Source organism: Mesorhizobium sp. P3_A8, from assembly GCF_056402995.1.
The window spans coordinates 99611-118424 of record NZ_JBFUGI010000016.1 but is presented as its reverse complement, the minus strand read 5'-3'; the positions used below and the strand labels follow the sequence as shown (position 1 = coordinate 118424).

Genomic DNA, 18814 nt, shown 5'->3' with positions numbered 1-18814 from the left:
CCGCCGCCAACCAGATCGCCGAGCTTGCCGCGGCAGGTGCACTCACCGGGATCACCGCCTCGGCCACGGATCCCGATGCCGGCTCGACCGTCACCTACAGCATCAATGACTCGCGCTTCGCCATCAATTCCAGCAGCGGCGTCATCACGCGATCGGCCACCGGCGCGCTCGACTTCGAGACGCAGTCGTCGATCAATCTGACCGTGACGGCAACCTCGTCTGACGGAAGCACCGCCAACCAGGCCTTCACCCTCGCCGTCCTCAACAGCCCTGAGCCGATCGCTTTCAACTCCTCGCCGGACGCCAACCCCGCCGCCAACCAGATCGCCGAGCTTGCCGCGGCAGGTGCACTCATCGGGATCACCGCCTCGGCCACGGATCCCGATGCCGGCTCGACCGTCACCTACAGCATCAATGATTCGCGCTTCGCCATCAATTCCAGCAGCGGCGTCATCACGCGATCGGCCACCGGCGCGCTCGACTTTGAGACCCAGTCGTCGATCAATCTGACAGTGACGGCAACCTCCTCCGACGGAAGCACCGCCAACCAGGTCTTCACCCTCGCCGTCCTCAACAGCCCTGAGSCGGTCGCTTTCAACTCCTCACCGGACGCCAACCCCGCCGCCAACSAGATTGCCCAGAACGCCGCCGCCGGCACGGCGATCGGGATTACCGCCGCRGCCACGGATCCCGATGCCGGCTCGACCGTCACCTACAGCATCGGCGACYCTCGCTTCGCCATCAATKCCAGCACCGGTGTCATCACGCGCTCGAGTACCGGCACGCTCAACGCCCAGTCCGAGCCGTCGGTCGCCCTSACCGTCACCGCCACCTCGTCCGATGGCAGCATCGATACCCATGCCTTCAGCCTCAACGTCACGGCCCACCAGCTGCCGACGTCGGTGACCCTGGCACATACTATCCTGACTTCGCTGTGGTCGCCGCCGAGCCCCGACCCCACTGATATCGTCTATATCTCCCACTTGGGCACGCTGCTGGTTGCCGACAGCGAAGTGGAGGAGATGTCCATTTTTACCGGCAAGAATCTCTACCAAATGACTCTGAGCGGCACTCTGGTAGGAACGCTCACAACCGTCAGATTTTCCGACGAGCCGGCCGGGATCACTTATAATCCTGCTAACCACCATCTCTTCTTCTCGGACGATACCGGCACGAAGAGCGTGTACGAACTGAACCCCGGCAATGATGGACTTTACAATACGTCCGACGACATCGTGACCTCGTTCAAGACGTCGGCATTCGGCAGCACGGATCCGGAAAGCGTTGCCTATGATACCAAACGTGGCGTCCTGTATGTCGCGGATGGCTCAACGCAGACGATCTACACCGTCGCACCGGGTCAGAACGGCAAATTCGACGGCGTCGCGAGTACGGGCGGCGATGACATCGTGACGAGTTTTTCTGCTCATGCGCTGGGAACCCCCTCTGACGAAAGCATCGCGTATGACCCGGTCAACGACCTCCTTTACATCATTCAGTCGCGCAACTCAGTGGCAATGGTTACAACGACAGGGGAGCTGTTGGGTACGCTCGATATCTCCTCGGCCCACGCGAAAAAACCGGCCGGATTGGCGCTGGCGCCAAGCAGCGACGATCCGAGCCACCATATGAGCCTCTATATCGTCGATCGGGGCGTGGACAATGACTCGAATCCAACCGAGAACGACGGCAATATCTATGAATTCCATTTTAATGATTGGCTCGTCTGAACCCGGCACGGCGCGATAGCGCAATCCCTCGGCGCGCTTCACGCCGGCCGAAAGGTTGAGTGGGTACCGAGGGATGATGCTCAATGCAAATTGAGGATGCAACGTTAGGCGCGTCGGCGCGGGCAGAAAAATGCCCGGGCCGCTCGCGGCACTCTGGGTGCGACGAGCGATCCGGGCTTGCTCCTGAATGATTAAGGCTCTTCGTCCTTCGCAACTATTTATTTTTACCCACCTGGCCGGGAGGGCCGACGTGAATATGGTTCTTGTCTCCCCAACCATTGCCCGGACGTGTTCCGCCCGATTTGGCAATCGCCCTGGAGTTCAAGCTTGTGCCGAGCAAGAGCGTCACTGCCGGCGGCGTAACCGCCGCAAAACGCCCCGCCTTCTTGAGAAAATCACGGCGCGCTTGAGCTTCCGAGACCAGGGTCTCCTGCGTCCGCTCCGAGCGTTTTGTGCCTTCAGTTGACATGTCACACCTTCCCACAAATTTCTCAGATTTACGAATTTCACTTTATGCTTGCTGATACATTGGCACTAGTTCTCCAAAAGGCTTAGATTTTCGTGCGAGGGTCAAAAAGGGTGCGAGCGATGCGACGCAAGAGGTCGGATGGTCCACGTCGCGCCAAGCTGTAGGCACGTGAAAACCGCCATGTGCCCCACATCAAATTCCCTGTCAGTCGCAGCGGGGCGCCGATGACGGGGTGGATCGCCGTGAAGATGCGCCTCCAGTGCTGGAAACGGATCATCGGGCGTTGTCCACATTTCGCCGGGATTCTGGTTCCAAAGAAATGGTGCAAAGCCAGCAGCTGGGTATCGAGCGCATTTCGAGCGCTTCGATCCGACATGGAAGCCTGCAGTGCGGTCCAGTCCACGTCATCGCTTTCCGCTAATCTTGCCAGATCATAAAGGTGTCTGAGATCAATCCTTCCGCGCCAATAATCTCCCTCCTTGAGTAGATCGTGCACCATCCAGTGCAGGGCGCGAGACTGAGCGGACGGAATTTTCACCCGAAGGCCGTCTCGCTGGACGAGCTTGGGCGGTTCAAAGCCGTTCGACCGGCTCGTCCGCAGTTCCAGCATTCCGGCGTCCTGCTGGCGGGCCATACCTCGAGCGCCCGCCACATCGACGTAGCCAAGTTCTTCAAGACAGGCTCGGGCGATCGTCTCTTCGGGCGAGTCAACGGCTAGATCCAGGTCACTCGTCATCCTGCTAGGGACCTGACCGGCCGGCGAAAGGAACAGGGGAATGGCGCCCTTGAGCAGGAACGGAACGACATCGCGGCGGTTGAGGGCCGCAACGGCTTCACGCAGTTGGGTACGCAAGCGCAGGTTCCGTTCCCGATTGCAGCCGTGGACGAACTGAAGGTATTCGCGCACGTCCTCCGGAAGATGGTGGATCTGTCCGGAACGCGCGAGGGACGAGAACAAATCGGGTGTGAGCAGAGTGTGATTTGCCAGAGCAATCACGGCCCGCCAATCGGTGCGGTCGGGCGGGCTACCACGCAGTCCGGCGATCAACGCCTCAAGCGCATTGCCTCTGCTCATCATCGGCATGCTTTCGTGATCAGTTTTACCGCGTCATCAAGCCTCGAATAGGTCAGGCAACAGGTTTCCGCCGATCCGATGAGTTGGATCAGGACGTCAAACGCGGTGCCACTCAGCTCTCCGCCGGGTGCAAGCGCGCCGTTGAGAAGGCCGCGCAAAGCGTGAGCTGGATCGACCGGCTCCAGGCTCGCTTTCGAGTCGCGACCTCGACGGAGCAGGACCACACGGCCGATGGGGAGAGGATCAGGAGGCAACGGCACGAACGCCTTGGGCACGGCAAACCGTACACGCCTGCGATCTGGGCGGCGACAGACTGGAACCGCATCGAGGCCGGGGCAGTATTCGGCCAGCAGAGGCCATGCTCCCGCCTTGACTGCCGGGGCAAACGGAAGGCCAATGCCATGCCCGCTGGAGTCCAGCAGCGTCACATCATCGGCGACAAAGCCAAATCCTGCATGGACCAATGCCAAGGTCAGCGTTGTCTTGCCGGCGCCTGGATTGCCACAAAGAAGAACGATGCGTTCATTTCTGAAAAGCGCTGCCGCATGGAGAGCAAGCTCATAGGCGCCGTAATCCAGAACCTCGGTCAGCAATTGCCCCTTCAGCATGACGGGTAACTCGTCGAGGGAGCACGACAAGATCCACCCGCCGTCCCGCAATAGATGGACTCTCCCCCCGTGCCAGACCACCTCGAGCAGAACGTCGGCAGTCTCACTTCTGACCTCAAGGTGCCGAAATACGGTGATCGCGGGAAAGGCGCAGGCTGCCGGATAAACGATGCGTATGTTGAGGCCCGCAACGGCGACCACCTGGCTCACAGGCTTTTGAGCTGACGAAATAGACAAAGGCGTGCATGGCCGCACCAGGCTCAGCCGCAGCCAATCCCCGAGCGCAGCCTCGACATGCCTGTCTGCCTCAAGCCTATCAACGCCTCTGTGCGCCATCTCGACCGAGATGGCTTGCGGTGGCATGCCTTCTTCCAGAGAGCGCCAGATGTCGGCAGCAGTATCGTTGACGGCGAAAATGGCCTGCTGGGATGGGCTGAACAGGATGTTTTGTCCCCTGACGCGTACCAACCGCCCCCGGGTCACAAACGTCCCAGGATTGTGATCGGCGGGGCCTGATGCCACGATTCTGTCAATCGTCTCGTGCTGATTCATCGCGGTGACGGTCCAAGCTGTTGTTGCAAAGCAGGTGCATGCAAAGAGCGCGCGCCACAGGCCTTCGCAGTTCGGATATCATTGCCGACGGCTGCGACTTCTCACAGCACTTCGTCGGAGAACCGGACCACGTCCTGATGCACCGCGATCCACCGTAAATGCGCCTTGTTCCAATATTCGCGGGCGTTGGCGCCCGTCAGCAATTTGAAACCAGAGAGCGGCAGCGGCAATGCGGAGGGGATTGGCTCGTCGGGCAGCCACAGCAACACGTTGTCCCGGCTTTCAATCGTCAGCCGCCATGTTCTTTCCAGGCGACGGAATCCACGCATGTTGGCCGCGGCCAATGCAAAGACCGATTCCTTGATCCTCAACCTGGGTGACTGATCGACAGCCTTGATCGGCGCCTGATGTGTGATTTCGCCCTTGGAGAGAAAGGCGTGCATACGGATTAGGGATCCATCGATCCGAACGGTTTCCCCTGATCCGTCCCGTTCGTTTGACGCGGGATCCAGGCTGATCCCCGAGAAACATCCGTCGAACAGGCAATCTTCGATGATACCGCTGAGGAGATAGTCGTTCTCCACCGCATCATCCCTGATTTCGCTGAGCCAGCACCCTTTTAGCCGAAAGCCGTCGGCGTGCTCGGCGAAACGAATGCCATCCCAGCAGCGACGCGCACGGACACCCTCTATCGTCGCATTGGCGGTTCCGTCCCTGATGAGCAGAGCCGCGCTGTTGCAGTAGGTGTCCTGCCAATCAGACGTTAGCGGCACCTGGCCATCGAAGCGGCCGCCGATAAAGTGAACGCCGGGAGAGTTGCGGATGACGACGGGATATCGATTGAGAGGCAACGGCCCCTCGTCGCAGCCCATCGTCGCGCTGGGATCTCTGTTTCTGCTGTTGGCAACCGTGAAGGCAGCATTGCGAGCGTCGATGGTTGCTCCAGGCTGAAGATCCCGAATCAATTGCTGTTCGAAGCCGTACTCACCCGCCAGAACGAACTCCTTGCCTTCCGGCGTCTGTCCGCCTTGCGCTTGGAACGAGCTCGGCAACAACGCGATCACAGGGTACAAGCCGGCGCCCATGAAAGAACGGCGGTCCATTCTTGTGCTCATTGAGCTACCAAATCGCACAGCCGATGCCGTTCGAGGCAGGCCAGTAGCACCGCCTCGCGAACCCTTTCGGCGACGTCTTCGGGCGACGCAAACTTTTCCACGTCGACCGCCGCCAGTACGCCGGCGTGGTCTTCCGTTGCCATCGCCCCCTCGAGATCGATTGCAATCTGTCCGCAAGCACGTTCCGCCGTCGACCAGAGATCAAGTTCGCGGTCAGGTGATGCCCTTTGCATCCGCGAGGACCGATCTCCCCTTTTTTGAAGTCGATCTCGTGCGACGCCGATTTCGCCGTGCAGATGGACAAAAGCCATGTCGTGCACGCCAATGGCGAGCAGGATATCAAGCCAATTCTCGGATGTCGCCCGGCGCCTGCTCTTAAGCAAAATGGACAAGAACCCCTGCAACAGACCCTGATCCATTATAGTAATAGTATTTTTTTCTGATCTCTCGCTTTGGACATAGGCAACCAGAAACGAGAGGTTCCATATGACTCTGGCTGCATCGACAAATGATGATTGTCCGCTTTCTGCAACAAAGCGCGCAATTCGCGCGAGCAGGGAGCGAAACTCACGATCCTTAAATCTCGGTGCAACAATACCGATCCTATAAATTTGGCGGCCGACGAAATTTCTTGTCTCCCACGCTATTCGCACATCAGCTGCCAACGGGCCGCGCCGGCGCAAGCCGCTCGCCAACAGGGTGGATGCGGTTGTCTTTCCAATCCCGGGAAGGCCAAAGAATTCCACAAATCGAATGTCTGTTTGAAGCGCGCATGGTTCGACGCTTGGCGGCAAGCCTGCCGCCAGGTCACGAACTGTGGGCGCAATCATTGGATTCAGGTGAAAGTTGATTTTTCGGAAGGTTGAAAAACAGCTCAATGCTGAAATAGTTGCGACCCGGTCGCCGCGTATAACTTTGGACGCTCGAGACCGGTCTGCAATGATCGTTGCGTGCCGCGGTAGAAGATGAGCAAAGCCAACGGCAGCCAGAAGAAAGCCGCCGTTGATGGGCCGAAGGAATCGCTCATCTGGTTTGCGACGATGTAGTTCCACAGGGAAACCGACGTTCCGAGCACCATCACATTCACTTCCGTCGCGTGGTCACCCCCCCTGTCATTGCCGAGCAATGTGCAGAGGACGGCGCTGACCAGATATGCCAAGACGACGAGAACCATGATCGATACCAATGCGACGCCAGGCACTCCCAGTGTCCTAAAGAAGTCGATAAACAGATTGTGGCTATGGGGAGCGATATCGCCCACCGGCTGCCCTGCCCCCACTCCCATGAACGGATGCGACAGGCCGAGATCCATCGATATAGACCACAGTCGCTGCCGCGATACCACCGAATGCGCCTCGCCCCCCGAGAGTTGAAGAGCCAGCAGGTTGTAGGCCCGTGGATTTAGTGACTGCAATACCACTAGACTCGCTTCGAGCAATATTGGAGCAGCAATGGTCCCCACGATAACTTTTACGGGACTCTGCTTTCTTCGAATCAGGTAGATACTGTACAATCCAAAGAAAGTTGCGAGGCCGGCTACGCCGAGAACGAAGTTTGTCTTTGAACCCGATTTCACCAAACCCAAGAGTACCGCTACGAGGCAGCCCAAGAGGAGAACTCGGTGCCTCCGAGATGAGACCAACTTCGCGGCGACAAGCGGCAGACCAGCCGACAAGGCAATCCCAAGTTGGTTCGAGTGTTTGAAATAGCCTTCCGCCCGATCGGCGAACCTGGCATCGCCCAGTCCGATTGCGACAATACAGGATGTTGCAACACTCATGATGATTATCGTCACCACAACCCTGTCGATTGCAACGAGACCCTTGGGTCTCGTGGAGATCGCTGCGACTGCTGGAATAATCGCGAAACCAAACACCTGTGCGAAAACCGCGCGCATCGTCCTGATCGGATTGTCCGCGTAGAGCATCGACAATAGGGACAGAATGATGATGAAAGCAGATATCGTCAGCACCGCGGTCGCCAGGGCCGCTTCGGTCCGGTGGAGCCGTCGTGCCGTTTCGGCATAGGCAACAATGCTTGCGATGGCGCAGAACAGAGCCAGCACGAAGGAAAGCGAGCCATCCGTTCCGGCAATCCGCGTTGCGCCAGGGAACCAGATGGACACGATCAGCAAAAGAACGGATGCCTGCAACATAGATGAGATGTCACACTGAAAGCACTATGCAAGAACTTCGCGCCGACGCAGCCCTGCCCCGACGCGAAGCGTCCAAGGCCTTGTTGTCCTGAATAGCAGCACCGATAAACACAGGCTCAACGTCCCCTGGGCGGATCATATTTCATTGCATGCTGCCGCATGGCGGGTGAAATCTCCGCATACCTAATTGCAAGCAGCGTAGGCTCGGCGGGTGGACAAGGAAATGAGCGAAAAGGGGGCATTTGGACAGGGTGCTCTACGCCTTTTGTGCAATGCGGCGGAGGTGGAGTAATTCCCGCCACTCGATCGAGCGCCGACAAGACAGTGCAGCCGGATTGAGTGTTGGTACGGATTTGCAGATGTGAGAAGCTTAGGCATGGCACACTGTGTCTTCCACCTATAGGAGATCGCCGTGCTTTGGTGCCTTGTCGCCGCCGTCGGTGTGATCGGCATTTTGCTGGGATTTCGTTTTCGAGCAGCTGCGCTCATCATCATGACCGCGATGACTGTCATCGGCGGTGTCGTTGCAGGTGGCATCGGCAGTGATTGGCACCGCCTGCTTTCAATCCTGCTTCTCGTTGTCGTTCTGCAGTGCGCCTATTTGCTCGGCCTCTTCCTTGGCGTCATCTGGCGCCGAGGCATGTCACGTGAGCAGTGACGATCCGCGGCTGCCATTTCGCAGCGCCCGGCGCCGCACCTGTTCGCCCATTGCGGTTGCGAAACCACGTTGCGGTTTTTGGACGACGACTGCATGAGGCAAGAATTTGCGATGCGCTTTCATCAAGACGCACGGTCGAATTTCATCACGGCGAAAACAGTCCGGACGAGAATAACGACATCGGCCCATAGGGACCATTCCCGCACATAGCGGCTGTCGATAGAGACACGGCTGGGATAATCCATTGCGTCTCTGCCCGTCACCTGCCACAGGCCGGTCAGCCCCGGCCGGGTTTTTAGATAATCGATCGCACAGGAGCCGTAACGTTTCAATTCGTCCGGAACGACCGGACGAGGGCCGACGCAACTCATCTCGCCGCGCAGCACGTTAATGAGTTGCGGCAGCTCATCCAGGCTCGACTTCCTGAGAATATGTCCCAGGAATGTGATGCGCGGGTCCTTCTTGAATTTCCAATTCTGCTGCCACTCTTTGGCGGCTTCGGGATTGTTCGCAAGATGGTTGGCCAGGACCCGCTCCGAGTTGGCCACCATGGTCCTGAACTTGTAGCAGGCGAAGCGCTTGCCGTTGAATCCGACCCGGGTGTGGGAGAATACCGCCGGTCCCCCGTCAGTTACCAATATCAACAGGGCAACCACCAGCATGACCGGAGCAGCGAACACAAGTGCGACCAATGCGACGGTCATATCCATCATCCTCTTGGGCCGGCCTCCAAGCGGATGGACTTCTTGGCCGATGCGGATGCCGCGCCTGCGGCGCTTTATGTCAAATGCGCTTATTGTCACGGGTTTCACCAAGAAAAGCTGATGGTTTTGCTGCCCAACTTCACAGCGGCTTGTCATTCTCGGCAAGAGAAGCAAAGGAGGTAGCGCCATACCCTGCGCTCGTTACCCCCTTAGCCCGATAGGCGCGTCGCTGGTGTAGCGTCGGTAAGCCTTGTGATCAAACGGCGTATCACCTGCATCCGTTTGCTGCGGTAGCAGATCAGGCAGGTTCGGCTGTATTGCCGGAACCTGCAGCGGAATTGGTTCGGCGACCATAAGGTCAAAGTGCCAACCAAATTCGGGCCGTCACGCTCCCTGGCGAGGGTAGAAAATACAGGGACCACGTTTGCCAAATGGGCAAGGCCGCAAAGGTGTCCGTCAACGCAATGCAGGAAATGCACGTGCGTCGCCGTGAGACGAGACCCGGCAGGCAGTTGAGCTGCTTAAAGGGCATTGCCGGCCTATCTGATAGTGGGAGCGCGCAACGTGGTAGCCAGCTTGACACCTCTATCACGTGATTTTCCCGCAAGCTCGTTTGCTCGTGGCGTCCCAAAGATCGACCTCGCCGGAGTACTTGCTACCGTCCGCAAGCAAATAGCCGTGCTTGATCTAGATCTCTCTGGCCTCACCGTGGTCGTTGGCGCTACGACAGGATACCAAGCGGTGACCGCCACAGTGGCGGCGCTCGCGAATGCCAGCCGTGTCGTTGCGCTCACCCGCGTCTCCTCCAGACATCCGAGCTTCGCGGCAACTGCGGACGCGACCTTGGCATTTGCCAAACACGCCGAGGTCGCCGAACGCGTTGAAGTGACGAACCGTATCGACAGCCGCAAATGGCAGGACGTCGACATCGTTACCTACTGTCTCCAGGTCGGGCCGATTTCGAGATCGATCATCGAACTCTTGCCCTCGCATGCGGTTGTCTCGCTGATGGCTGAACCATGGGAGCTTCGGCCGGGCGTTGTGGACTTCGACGCCTGCGACGAGGCCGGCATTAAGGTTGCGGCTCCCAATCTCAGTCACCCAGCTATAGACTTGCTGTCGGAATTCGCGCGGTTATGCTGCATCTTGCTCGGCGATGCCGGTGTCGATCACCGTGCCGCGAGGATCGCCATCGTCTGCGACACACCCTGTGCACCATCCCTTCAGCATACACTGCGCGAGGGTGGGGCCAGTGTAAGCGTTTTTTCGCACCCCGAGCTCCTGACCGGCGATGCATGGGATGTGATCGTGGTCGCGATGAGGCCCTCCGACAAACCATCAATGGACATCAACAGCCTAGGCCGTATTGCCCGGAACTCGCGCCAAGCGTTGCTGGTGCAGTTCAGCGGCGGGATCGATCGCTCGGCCGCCACCTATTTCGGCCTCAGGGTCTGGCCACCAAAGCGACCCACCAGCGGTCAGTTGAGCCTTCCACCTGATGTAGTCGGATCGGCTCCACTGATCCGCAGATTGACGGGAGGGCTGAAGGCCGCCGAAGCCGCATATCGGGGCGCGGAACTCGAAGGGGACAGCGTCGGATTTCTGGTGAAGGCAGGGTCCGCGACGGTTGGCCGGGAACATACCTAAACACCCGCCGAGAGTGCCTGTCTCGCGAAAAGGCTCGGACGAGACGATCGACCTTCGGAACGCTAGATCAGACCAGCGAACCTGTGGTCAGCCGTTTACGCATCCAGCAGTTGTATTGCTAGAGCCGTCCAGGCAAAGACCGATCGAGGCAGCCTTCAAAGCAACATCTGTCTAAGTTTGTACGCTACCTCCGTGCGGTTCGTAGCCTTCAGTTTTTTCATGATATTACGGATGTGGACCTTGACGGTGCTCTCACAGAGGTTGAGTTCGTAGGCAATTATCTTGTTCGCCTTGCCTCTCTTGAGTGCCTCCACGACCGCCGCCTCGCGAATGGTGAACATACCGGTGAGCGGACGGGCACCGTTTGCGGACGAGTGGATGATCTCGCGGAGCGCCAGCACGCAACTGGCGGGTACAAAGATTCCTCCGGCGCGAGCGAGACCAATGGCCTCGGCAGCGACCTTCACCGTGACGCTTGTGGGAATGTAGCCACGGGCGCCGCATTCGAGTGCGGCGAGAACCTCCGCCGGCTCGTCGGAATCCACCACGACGATTACGGGTACGGCGCCAATCTCAGCAATGAAGTGCGCAAGTTCCGCCCGAACACTCTGGTCAGAGACCTTTCTGGAACCAAGGATGACGAGGATCGCGGACGGCTCCGCTTCCCCGGCAATGTGCTGGATTTCGTCAAGCGATCCTACCGCGCCAACGCGCAAAGTCGGATTGTGCTCGATAAGGCCGCGGGCAAGGCATTCACGCTCAAGTGCTCGCTTGTCGACAATCATGACAAGACCTTCGCCTCGATATCCTTCTTCGAGATCGGACTTGCTAAGGCCATTTGCGTCCGGCACATGCCCGTTGTGTAGCGGTCTTGTCGCTTCATTCGAAAAATCGGAAGTTTGGGGGTGTCCCATCGACTCACCTGCTCCTCTCCGCCGCTGACCTGCCTTTACTCCTTTTGGTTTGGCTCCCTCGCAAAAACTTGTCAGCGTGAACTGATACGCTCGTTAATCGTGTGTCAGGCTGCTTAGGTCTTAGGAATGGATTTAAGGAGTAGGGCATACGCCGCCCCAACGCACGGGCGTATGGCTTTCCTGCTCGTTAGAGGTAACCCAACCTGGAAGGCATACTACGATGCTGTGGAAAAGACGCATTAATCTTGGTTAACAATTTGTAATTATATCTTAGCTAGCTAATATACCGAAGCTTATGCAGCCTAGAATTGTGCAGGTCTGAAATCACACTAAAAAAGTGTATGCGGAATTGTCTCGACCTGAGAGGTGCAAACTTGCGATTAGAGGAATCGGGCCGCGATTTTAGAAAACCGTACTGACTGCTGCCGGTCCACCCTCCCTTGGGCGCTGCATGCTCGAACCTAGCGCAGCTTCTCGAATATGCTCACGACGCGTCGGCGTCACCGGTTTATCGGCCTCCGGTGGACCGCCGAATTGTTGCTCTCGTACTTCGTTCGTATGCTTTGCACATATCTAGCGTGATCGCATATAGTCCCCCAGCCCCGGCGCCGTTTCTCACAAACTGCCCGTCGGTTAGGCCCGGTGTCCTAGCCCCATCCCAACAAGGGGTGCCGGGCCGCTCCATCCAAATCCTGGTTGACTAAAGGCCCGCCGCCCCATTTGCGAGGCGACGGGCCCTCGCCCCAGCCCACACACCTATCAACGCAATTGCGGTGCCAAGGCTACTGACCCGTAACGGGTCACAGTCGGCCCAACGGCGGATAGGCTTCACATGCATTGTGTCGCGACGCCCGCCAAGGAAAAGCCCGCGCCTCTGGCGGAGAGCGCGGGCGGATCAGGGGTCATTGCCCCGATCTTCAGCAGGTGATGGAAGGCATACCCTGCCGCAAGCACAACCCGTGAAAGGTTCCATCAAGCCGATTCTGGCTTCTTCCCTTCGTCGTAAGTCGCGTTCCAGTCGCGGATGGCGCCCCACCACAGGCGGACCTGACCCATCGATTGGACCATTTCACGGACGCGCCCAATGCGATATATTGATCCGATAGTCTTCTTACCTGATCTTCGGGAAGCGCGGATCGGGAGAAGATAGCGGCGAGCACGAGGTTATGAAGAGCCAATGATAGGCTTGGAGATGACCATGTCCATCAACGACCAGATCGGATCGCCTGGTATATTGCAGGGCCGCCTTTCGGATTGCATCGCGCGGCGGACTGCCGTGGATGAGAGCCGCCGGACGCCGATCCTTAACCTGTCCTTGTTCCGCCGCAGTAAGCGCTATTCACCGAGGTACGGCCGGTGGTGGAACGCGACGGCATGCTAATCCCCAGAGATGACGAACGCATGAAATTGCGCCTCGACGAGAAGCGCGAGGGATACTTTTAACAGTGCGCCACATGGCAAAGAGCCTTGCACCCACCGACGGCGTCCGCGAGTACCTGGCGGCGCAGGAAAAAAAGTCGCTGCTGCGCTTCCTGTCCTGTGGTGCGGTCGATGACGGCAAGTCGACGCTGATCGGGCGCCTGCTGTCCGACACCAAGCAGATTTTCGAGGACCAGCTCGCCGCGCTCGAAGGCGATTCGCGCAAGCATGGCACGACCGGCGACGACATCGATTTCGCGCTGCTGGTCGACGGTCTCGAGGCCGAGCGTGAACAAGGCATCACCATCGATGTCGCCTACCGCTTCTTTGCCACGCCGAAGCGCAAGTTCATCGTTGCGGACACGCCCGGCCACGAGCAGTATACGCGCAACATGGCAACCGGCGCCTCGACCGCCGACCTGGCGATCGTGCTGATCGATGCGCGGCAAGGGGTGCTGCGCCAGACCCGGCGCCATTCGATCATCGCCTCGCTGCTCGGCATCCGCCATGTCGTGCTGGCCGTCAACAAGATCGATCTCGTCGATTTCGACCAGGCGGTTTTCGATCGGATCGTCGAAGACTACGGGCAATTCTCGCGCGATCTCGGCTTCCAGACCATCGTGCCGATCCCGATGTCGGCCCGTTATGGCGACAATGTCAGCCGCCGATCGGAAAGCATGGAATGGTATTCCGGCCCGACGCTGATCGAGCATCTCGAAACCGTGTCGGTCGACGAAGCGATGGTTGAACTGCCGTTCCGTTTCCCGGTCCAGTATGTCAATCGCCCCAATCTCGACTTTCGCGGCTTTGCCGGCACGATCGCGTCCGGCTCGGTTGCGCCTGGCGACGAGGTCGTTGTCGCCAAGTCCGGCAAATCCTCGCGCGTCAAGCGGATCGTCTCGTATGGCGGCGACCTCACGCAGGCGGCCGCGGGCCAGGCTGTTACACTCGTTCTTGATGACGAGGTCGAGATCTCACGCGGCAACATGCTGGTTTCGCCGGCCGCACGGCCGCAGGTCGCAGACCAGTTCGCCGCCAACATCGTCTGGTTCGACGAACATGCGCTGCTGCCCGGCCGCTCCTACATCCTGCGCACCGAGACCGACCAGACCAGCGCCACTGTCACCGACCTGAAATACCGGATCAATGTCAACAACTTTGCCCATGAAGCGGCCAAGTCGCTTGAAATGAACGAAGTCGGCATCTGCAACATCTCGACGCGGGCGCCGATCGCCTTCGATCCCTTCGCCGAAAACCGCACCACCGGCGCCTTCATCCTGATCGACCGCATCTCAAACGCCACGGTCGGCGCCGGCATGATCGTGCACTCGCTGCGCCGCGCCGAAAACATCCACTGGCAATCGCTCGATGTCGGCAAGCGCGTCCGCGCCGACATGAAGAACCAGCGGCCCGCCATATTCTGGCTCACCGGGCTGTCGGGCTCCGGCAAGTCGACCATCGCCAACCTGTTCGAAAAGAAGCTGTTCGCCACCGGCCACCATACTTATATCCTGGACGGCGACAACGTCCGTCACGGCCTCAACCGCGATCTCGGTTTCACCGACGCCGATCGCGTCGAGAACATCCGCCGCGTCGCCGAAGTGGCGCGCTTGATGGCCGATGCCGGGTTGATCGTCATTGTTTCGTTCATTTCGCCGTTCAGCGCCGAGCGGCGCATGGCGCGCGAATTGATGGCCGACGGCGAATTCATCGAGGTGTTCGTCGATACGCCCTTCCAGGAATGCGCCAGGCGCGATCCGAAGGGCCTCTATGCGCGCGCACTGAATGGCGAGATCAAGAACTTCACCGGCGTCGATTCTCCCTACGAAGCGCCGGAAAACCCGGAAATCCATCTCAAGACACTCGGCAAATCGGCCGAAGAGATGGTAGACGCCCTGGAACACTGGCTGAACGAGCGCGACATTGCCGAAGACCAACACGACAGCGGCGGCGGCGTCTGACGACAGGCCGATGCTCGAAATCTTCGAGCCGCTGGCTCTGGCGGCCGGACGCGAGGTGATGCGAGTGTTCCACGCCGGCTGTGCGGTCGACCGCGGGAGAAGCCGGGTGTCAGGGCTCTTACTGATGCAATCGTTGTGGCCGTTCTAGGCAACCTCAATGCCACATTCTCTCCCTGAGTCATCTGAAAAACCTGTTCCCAGCGATTGTCCGGCGGACTCTAGCGGCAGCCCATTGTCCTCTTATCGTGGTCCCGACATGGCAACTGCAGACGATGTCGTGCAATTCCCAGTCCGACAGTTCGAAGAAGCGCTTTGCTTCCACATAGGTGGCATCCTTCAGGCCGACCGCACGCAGTACCGGATCCTCGAAGGCCACTGTAATTGGCGAGCCCTCACTGCGTGCTGGGTCGCGGGCTTGCCCTTTCAGATGCTCAGTGCCAGTCCGCGCTCCCAGGCGTCGCTCGGGATGTTCGTCTAGCAACTTTGCCCAGCGCTCGATGCGCTGTTGCCGGGTCATGATCGGGTATGTCGACAAGGGTTCCACTTCTGCGATTGTCCGCAGTTGGCTTAGGGTTTGGTGTTTCATGGTCGGCTCCTCTTGATCGAAGGTCCCTTCGCACCAGGACGCGCTGACAAGGCCGGGTAGGCGGCTGCTCGACGGACAATCGCGATTGCCAAATTTTGACTAGTACTGCCCATTGCTCCGCCGCCGCCGACACTCGAACAGACCCACGTCCCACCCCAAAAAGGGCGGGTTCTTTCCTGCCACTGGCGTCATCATGGAGAGGCAATTCGTCTAGCTAGAGCGCCGGAACAATTCGTCATCAATCCGGTTTTCCTCCTACGCCTGTTCCAACCGAAGGAGGCAACGATGAGTTGGGATCAAATCAAGGGGAAATGGATGCAGTTCAAAAGCAAAGCCAAGGAGCAATGGGCGATGTCACCGACGATGATCGAGACCAACTCCTGGGACGGATTCAGGAGGGGTATGGGATTGCCAAAGAAGAAGCAGAGCGGCAGATAAACGAATGGTCTAAAAGGGTCTGACAAGGTCCCAATTGGCCGAGGATCCGTGCAACTGCCGCTTCACGCCAATGCACGGCTTCCACGAATCTATTCGCAGGCAGGGCTCCTCGCGCGCCGCATCAGCGCCTCCCTCGATACTCACGGTCCGAACTACTTATGCACCGTTGCGACCTGGGAACCGTTTGAGCGCAAACAAGCCCACATAGCGAAACCCGCCACCGGCAACTAGATGGGCGCCATCCGCCGCCATTTCTGATCGCTGTCGGTGACGCGCTCGCGCTTCGTTGTGCCATGTGCGATCGCATGAGCGATCAAACGACGAACACGTCGTGGAAGGTCAGGGCCGCCCCGGGCTCTAGGTGGGCGATTTCCACTTGGGGGATCGATTTCGAGCCATCGGGGTCATAATACAGAATGCCCGTGGTCCGGTTGTAGAGCAGGTAATCGTTGTGGCTGGTGGCGTGTTCGCGCAACTCGAAATACGACGAGTTCACCTGCGTCGGGCTGGACAAGGAACCGGTGCCGAGCTTGGTGAAGACGGCGTTGTCGAGATAAAGCGAGTCATCGGCCGCATGGAAGTCGGTTAGTCTATCGACATTGCCAGGCCCATAGGCCGTGTCAAACACGAAGGTGTCCTTGCCGGCGCCACCGGTCAGCACGTCGTTGCCACCCAGGCCCCGCAGTGTATCGTTGCCAGCCAGGGCATCATAGCTATCGGCCGCGCCAGTGCCGACAAACGTATCGTTCCCGGTCGTTCCGTGGGTCGGGTCGGTCGGCGGTGGCGGAGGTGACGGGTCGGTCCCGTCATGGGTTGCGTGCCAGACCGCCTTGGCGTTGGCCCAGTAATCGCGGGCCACCTGGCCTTGAAGGACCGTCCAGCCGGCGGGCGGCATTGGATAAGTCGACGGCAGCGGCGTGTCAGAGAGGTTGAGATAGTAATTGCCGTGCGACTCGACCGTCTTGTCCCAGGCCCGCTGCAACCGCTCCAAGCCGTTGTGGTGAACGTCTGTGATCGCCACGACGCAGTCGATAAAGTGCAGGCTGGGCACGATATCGTCAGGGCCTGTGCCCTTGTCGAGTTTGAATGGCGAACCGTGGGTCATCTCGCCTTTGCGAAGGTACTCTCCCATGCCCAGAAGCATGCCATCCATGACGACCGTGTTGTCAGACCCATCCACGTCACCGTCGCCAAGGCTCACTCCGGAAAACACATGGTCGAATAAGGAATCCCGGATCGTGCCGCCGATAACGTCGTCGTCCTCGACCGCGTCGTCTCGTGAGTAGCCGACATAGCTATCTTCGATGAGGAAGGTGCCAGTGCCGCCGACACGGATGCCATCCCAAGGCTGGGTGATTGTCCATTCGTCGATCACAAAGCTGTGGGCTGAATTCACACGGACTGCGGCGGAGTTGACGTAAATATTCTCCCAGTCGCCGGTTTGGGAGACCGTGCCGTTGATCGTGCCGCCCAAAGCCACGAGGTTGTCGCCGGGGTTGACGACCGCGAAGGGATAGAGGTTGGTGGGGCTTCCCTGATTGGCGACGATCCACGAGGCGCTGGTGGCATCGATTATGGTGTCGGCGGGCAGACCGGATATTTTATATTGGCGGTAGCCATAGTCGCCGCTCAAGACAATGGTGTTCGTATTGGCCATGCTTGGCCACCTTTCACACCCCTCGCCCTTTTCGCCACGTGCCTGAAGCCAGAAAGGCCTGCACATATCAGAGCCCCGTCGGCGATGTCGTGCAAATCACAAAATATGACAAAATATCGGACACCCACGTCCAATTACAGCGCCCCGCAGGATAAGTACGTCGATCCCGCTATAGGGCTACCACGACCAGTCGGCTAGTCATCTCGTTGACGAGCGCAAGCGCCCGCGCAAAGTCGCGGTTCCATGGATGTTCCTTTCTGATGATTGGCTATGGTCGGCGCCAGGAGGACCGAGCGGATGAAGAAGTACGACGAACCCAGAGGGGACCGGGTGAAGCTTCCGAAGTCTTGGTCGGAATTGCGTCCCGGCTTGCGATGGCTATGGGCGTCCATCAATAAATTCAATGGTCATGGTGGGCCCGGAGGGCATATTAAAATCGTTGATTTTGTTGAGTTTTTCGTGGGCCAAAATCAGAAATCTTCCCGTATCGTTCCGTATGGCTCCGAGACTGCCTTAAAGTTGAAGGAACGCCTTCACTGCGTTCGACAACGCTCCCTAGCCGTCTCGAAAAGTACCGTCACCGCTCCGCCAGCGGTCGTTCCATGTCGAGTGCATTCAAATTTTTTGCACCGAGCACGACAGGCGTTGCTTGGATGAGCTTGAGCGACTTGACCATCTTCACCGTCGCGGCCTTGTACTTCTTGAAATGAGCGGATTCCAAATGCGACCGGTATGCATCTGTATCGCGATAGATTTCGAAAACTCTCACGTGGGAGGGATTTTCGCTTTCGGCCACGGCATACAACACAAGGACTCCCGCCTCTTCGCTGACCGCCGTCGCAATCTGCTCCTCGACCGCAGCTTTATAGTCCTCGAACCGGGCAGGATCGATTTCGAGCTCCGCTATCTGCACATAGAGATTTTGCATTTCCCCACGGGACGGGAGTGGAGCGCCTCCTGTGCCCTTTATCATTCCATTCCTTCCTTGTGTGGCGGCGCCTACCGGCCAGCGTCGCAAAGCCAGGTGCGCCTCTGCGCGTGATTATCGCGATCATAAGGTTTGCGGCCTTAAGCCTCAACGCGTTTCGGCAACTCGGAGACCAGAGCATCGATTGCCAGTCGTGAC

At 58.7% G+C, this 18814-nt stretch carries 15 protein-coding genes and 2 pseudogenes; 6 read left to right on the top strand and 11 right to left on the bottom strand.

Annotation, left to right across the window (positions count from 1 at the left end; genetic code table 11):
- Window positions 1–1730 (top strand): RTX toxin (locus AC1DX4_RS30530; protein WP_477223856.1); only part of this gene is annotated, 1730 nt, incomplete at its 5' end.
- Window positions 1731–1944: 214 nt separating this feature from the next.
- Here AC1DX4_RS30530 and AC1DX4_RS30525 read toward each other — a convergent pair.
- The 6 genes from AC1DX4_RS30525 to AC1DX4_RS30500 form a co-directional block, all read right to left on the bottom strand.
- The gene (locus AC1DX4_RS30525; protein WP_477223855.1) at window positions 1945–2199 is read right to left on the bottom strand and encodes a hypothetical protein; all 255 of its coding nucleotides are present in this window, start codon (window positions 2197–2199) and stop codon (window positions 1945–1947) included.
- An 82-nt stretch (window positions 2200–2281) separates the two neighbouring features.
- A complete protein-coding gene (locus AC1DX4_RS30520; protein ID WP_477223854.1) occupies window positions 2282–3283 on the bottom strand; it encodes a nucleotidyltransferase family protein in 1002 nt (333 codons plus the stop codon).
- The gene (locus tag AC1DX4_RS30515) at window positions 3274–4434 is read right to left on the bottom strand and encodes a PqqD family protein (RefSeq protein ID WP_477223853.1); all 1161 of its coding nucleotides are present in this window, start codon (window positions 4432–4434) and stop codon (window positions 3274–3276) included. The genes AC1DX4_RS30520 and AC1DX4_RS30515 overlap by 10 nt, the downstream gene beginning before the upstream one ends.
- Window positions 4435–4535: 101 nt before the next feature.
- Window positions 4536–5537 carry a hypothetical protein gene (locus AC1DX4_RS30510; RefSeq protein WP_477223852.1) on the bottom strand — a complete coding sequence of 334 codons (1002 nt, stop codon included), beginning with the start codon at window positions 5535–5537 and terminating at the stop codon, window positions 4536–4538.
- 8 nt (window positions 5538–5545) lie between these two features.
- Entirely contained in the window at window positions 5546–6379 is an 834-nt protein-coding gene (locus tag AC1DX4_RS30505) for a hypothetical protein (protein ID WP_477223851.1), read from the bottom strand.
- A 44-nt stretch (window positions 6380–6423) separates the two neighbouring features.
- Window positions 6424–7704 carry an O-antigen ligase family protein gene (locus AC1DX4_RS30500; protein WP_477223850.1) on the bottom strand — a complete coding sequence of 427 codons (1281 nt, stop codon included), beginning with the start codon at window positions 7702–7704 and terminating at the stop codon, window positions 6424–6426.
- Between the two features lie 412 nt (window positions 7705–8116).
- On the opposite strand from AC1DX4_RS30500, the gene AC1DX4_RS30495 reads away from it, so the two are divergent.
- Window positions 8117–8362: a hypothetical protein gene (locus AC1DX4_RS30495; protein ID WP_477223849.1), complete on the top strand. Its 246-nt coding sequence runs from the start codon at window positions 8117–8119 to the stop codon at window positions 8360–8362.
- 122 nt (window positions 8363–8484) lie between these two features.
- Here the strand turns inward: AC1DX4_RS30495 and AC1DX4_RS30490 are convergent, their stop codons facing one another.
- The gene (locus AC1DX4_RS30490; RefSeq protein WP_477223859.1) at window positions 8485–9222 is read right to left on the bottom strand and encodes a sugar transferase; all 738 of its coding nucleotides are present in this window, start codon (window positions 9220–9222) and stop codon (window positions 8485–8487) included.
- 585 nt (window positions 9223–9807) lie between these two features.
- Between AC1DX4_RS30490 and AC1DX4_RS30485 the strand changes: the two genes are divergently transcribed.
- Window positions 9808–10713: a hypothetical protein gene (locus AC1DX4_RS30485; protein WP_477223848.1), complete on the top strand. Its 906-nt coding sequence runs from the start codon at window positions 9808–9810 to the stop codon at window positions 10711–10713.
- 155 nt (window positions 10714–10868) lie between these two features.
- Here AC1DX4_RS30485 and AC1DX4_RS30480 read toward each other — a convergent pair whose 3' ends face one another.
- Window positions 10869–11627 carry a LuxR C-terminal-related transcriptional regulator gene (locus AC1DX4_RS30480; RefSeq protein WP_477223847.1) on the bottom strand — a complete coding sequence of 253 codons (759 nt, stop codon included), beginning with the start codon at window positions 11625–11627 and terminating at the stop codon, window positions 10869–10871.
- Between the two features lie 1338 nt (window positions 11628–12965).
- Here AC1DX4_RS30480 and AC1DX4_RS30475 point away from each other — a divergent pair.
- The 3 genes and pseudogenes from AC1DX4_RS30475 to AC1DX4_RS30465 all read left to right on the top strand — a co-directional run.
- Window positions 12966–13058: pseudogene (locus AC1DX4_RS30475) on the top strand (sulfate adenylyltransferase subunit CysD); the annotation flags it as partial.
- Window positions 13059–13072: 14 nt separating this feature from the next.
- Window positions 13073–15007, top strand: a complete 1935-nt coding sequence (gene cysN / locus AC1DX4_RS30470; RefSeq protein WP_477223846.1) for a sulfate adenylyltransferase subunit CysN — start codon at window positions 13073–13075, stop codon at window positions 15005–15007.
- Window positions 14970–15101: pseudogene (locus AC1DX4_RS30465) on the top strand (3'(2'),5'-bisphosphate nucleotidase CysQ); the annotation flags it as partial. The gene cysN and the pseudogene AC1DX4_RS30465, both read left to right, overlap by 38 nt.
- Before the next feature lie 84 nt (window positions 15102–15185).
- Here the strand turns inward: AC1DX4_RS30465 and AC1DX4_RS30460 are convergent.
- The 3 genes from AC1DX4_RS30460 to AC1DX4_RS30450 all read right to left on the bottom strand — a co-directional run bounded on the left by AC1DX4_RS30460 (window position 15186) and on the right by AC1DX4_RS30450 (window position 18616).
- Entirely contained in the window at window positions 15186–15593 is a 408-nt protein-coding gene (locus AC1DX4_RS30460) for a hypothetical protein (RefSeq protein WP_477223845.1), read from the bottom strand.
- Between the two features lie 751 nt (window positions 15594–16344).
- Window positions 16345–17688, bottom strand: a complete 1344-nt coding sequence (locus AC1DX4_RS30455; RefSeq protein WP_477223844.1) for a hypothetical protein — start codon at window positions 17686–17688, stop codon at window positions 16345–16347.
- Window positions 17689–18265: 577 nt separating this feature from the next.
- Window positions 18266–18616 carry a putative quinol monooxygenase gene (locus AC1DX4_RS30450; RefSeq protein ID WP_477223843.1) on the bottom strand — a complete coding sequence of 117 codons (351 nt, stop codon included), beginning with the start codon at window positions 18614–18616 and terminating at the stop codon, window positions 18266–18268.
- Window positions 18617–18814: the final 198 nt, after the last annotated feature.

Coding starts and splice junctions, on each gene's coding strand:
- AC1DX4_RS30455 (WP_477223844.1), bottom strand. CDS start 17,688: ATGGCCAATACGAACACCATTGTCTTGAGCGGCGACTATGGCTACCGC.
- AC1DX4_RS30515 (WP_477223853.1), bottom strand. CDS start 4,434: ATGAATCAGCACGAGACGATTGACAGAATCGTGGCATCAGGCCCCGCC.
- AC1DX4_RS30450 (WP_477223843.1), bottom strand. CDS start 18,616: ATGCAAAATCTCTATGTGCAGATAGCGGAGCTCGAAATCGATCCTGCC.
- AC1DX4_RS30520 (WP_477223854.1), bottom strand. CDS start 3,283: ATGCCGATGATGAGCAGAGGCAATGCGCTTGAGGCGTTGATCGCCGGA.
- AC1DX4_RS30500 (WP_477223850.1), bottom strand. CDS start 7,704: ATGTTGCAGGCATCCGTTCTTTTGCTGATCGTGTCCATCTGGTTCCCT.
- AC1DX4_RS30505 (WP_477223851.1), bottom strand. CDS start 6,379: ATGATTGCGCCCACAGTTCGTGACCTGGCGGCAGGCTTGCCGCCAAGC.
- AC1DX4_RS30490 (WP_477223859.1), bottom strand. CDS start 9,222: ATGACAAGCCGCTGTGAAGTTGGGCAGCAAAACCATCAGCTTTTCTTG.
- AC1DX4_RS30525 (WP_477223855.1), bottom strand. CDS start 2,199: ATGTCAACTGAAGGCACAAAACGCTCGGAGCGGACGCAGGAGACCCTG.
- AC1DX4_RS30510 (WP_477223852.1), bottom strand. CDS start 5,537: ATGGACCGCCGTTCTTTCATGGGCGCCGGCTTGTACCCTGTGATCGCG.
- AC1DX4_RS30480 (WP_477223847.1), bottom strand. CDS start 11,627: ATGGGACACCCCCAAACTTCCGATTTTTCGAATGAAGCGACAAGACCG.
- AC1DX4_RS30460 (WP_477223845.1), bottom strand. CDS start 15,593: ATGAAACACCAAACCCTAAGCCAACTGCGGACAATCGCAGAAGTGGAA.